Raw genomic sequence first — 1,914 nt, 5'->3', positions numbered from 1 at the left:
ACTCGGACGCGTTGACGTTGTCGGCCAGATTCCGCCAGCAGTTGACGGTCAGGAACAGGGTCTCGATGTCCTGCCATTGGCCGGTCTGCCGGTCGTAGCGGCGGGGCGTGCAGCCCACCCTGAGCGACAGGAACGGCGTTCCGTTGGCCGTGACGGCGTAGCGGGGCTCCGCCGCGACCCAGCCGGTGATGGTGATGTGCGCCTCGTTCATCGCTGCCCTCCGTTGTCTCGCGCGTACGAGGTCAACGGTGGCGCAGGCGGCACTGGTGGCGGGTGCGGGAGCGGAACTGTGGATAACTCAGCCGCGGCCGAGCGCGATCTCGACGTCCCGGCGGAAGCGGGCGTAGACCTGGAGGTCCTGCTCGATGGGCACGATCACCTTCTCGTACGCGACGCCCTCGATGCCCACGCGCATGTGGTGCTCCATCTTGTCGCCGTGCTTGGCGGAGGAGAGGGCGACCAGGTTGCGGCAGGCCGATGACGTGAGCCAGCCCATGCCGAGGGTGCACACCATCAGGACGGCCACGTAGGGGATGAGGCCCGCTTCTCCGACCAGGCCGCCCGGGTCTTCGCCGCCGGCGTTCAGCACGCCGTAGGCGACGAGGAGGCCGATCCACACGACGCTGAGGACGGCGACCAGCACCAGGAAGTACTGCCACGTCTTGATCAGCCACCACCAGCGCGGGACCTGGTTGAACGTGGGCAGGGCGTCCTTGAGCGACTCGCCGAGCGCCTCGGGGATCTCGGTCGCGTGGGAGCGGGCGGCGGCGCGGACGGAGCGTCCCCAGTGCGCGGGCAGTTCCGGCGTGATGCCCTCGGTGATGCCTTGCAGGGCGGCGTCGACGTCGCCCTGCTGGGCGCCGATCGGGCCGGTGAAGGCGCCGCGGAGTTCCTCGCGCAGTTCGGTGAGGCGCATCCGGCGCAGCGGGTCGGAGCGGAGCCGGGCGATGATCGCGGCGACGGGCCAGCCGACGAAGTCGGCGGCGCGCAGCTCGTAGGCGCTCTCCATGGCCTCGGCGACGGCGGGCGCGCCCGCGGCGTCGGTGAGGGCCTGGACGAGGTCGCCGCGGCGGCCGTCGTCGACCGTGGTGGGCGGCTCGGTGTCCGCGCGGTAGCCGACGAAGCGCTCGGCGGCCCGGTCGACGTCGGCGGACAGGCGCTCGGTGCGGGCGCGGCGGGCGGCGACGGTGTCGACGAGGATGTCGCGGAAGCCGTAGACGCCGTCCTCGGCGACCGCGGAGGTCGTCACGATGCGCGGGTCGGCGAGGCCCTCGGCCTCCAGGAGGCGGCGCAGGTCGGCGACGCAGTCGTCGATCTCGTGCGGGGCGAGCCGGTCGACCTGGTTGAGGACGATGAGGGTGACGCCGGTGTGCCGCGCGAACGGGACGATGTAGTTGCGGTGCAGGGCGGCGTCGGCGTACTTCTGCGGGTCGACGACCCAGACGAGCAGGTCGGCGATGGCGACGAACCGGTCGACCTCGGCGCGGTGCATCGCCTGGATGGAGTCGTGGTCGGGCAGGTCGATCAGGACGAGCCCCTGAAGCGACGCGTCGGCGCGTTCCAGGTCGAGGGCGCTGGCGCGGGCGTAGCGGTGGCGCTTGTCGACGTCCAGCCAGTCGAGGAGGGGGCCGGCGCCGTCCAGGCCCCAGACGCAGGCGTGGGCCCGGGACGTCATGGGGCGCCGCATGCCGGTCGGCGACAGTTCGAGGCCGCAGATGGCGTTGAACAGGGACGACTTGCCGCTGCCCGTGCCGCCCGCGAGGGCCACGACGGTGTGCTCGCCGGACAGCCGGAGCCGCTGCCCGGCCCGGTCGAGCAGCGCCCCGGCCTCGGCCAGGACGGGCTGGTCGAGCCGGCCGTCGCCCGCGCGGACGAGCCGGTCGAGGCCGTTGAGGCGGTCGGTCAGGCTGGGCG

Annotated in this window: 2 protein-coding genes; both read right to left on the bottom strand. The window is 72.8% G+C overall.

Translation table 11 applies throughout. The features are described 5' to 3' along the window. On the bottom strand, positions 1–211 hold a 211-nt coding region (locus ETD83_RS41580; protein ID WP_171064747.1), incomplete at its 3' end, for a single-stranded DNA-binding protein. Positions 212–298: 87 nt separating this feature from the next. After that, complete coding sequence (locus tag ETD83_RS41575; RefSeq protein ID WP_138650727.1) at positions 299–1,906, bottom strand: GTPase family protein; 1,608 nt, start codon at positions 1,904–1,906, stop codon at positions 299–301. Positions 1,907–1,914: the final 8 nt, after the last annotated feature.

Source organism: Actinomadura soli (assembly GCF_005889715.1).
Classification (GTDB): domain Bacteria; phylum Actinomycetota; class Actinomycetes; order Streptosporangiales; family Streptosporangiaceae; genus Spirillospora; species Spirillospora soli.
The sequence above is the reverse complement of the archived record's forward strand: the minus strand, read 5'-3'. Positions and strand labels throughout refer to the sequence as shown.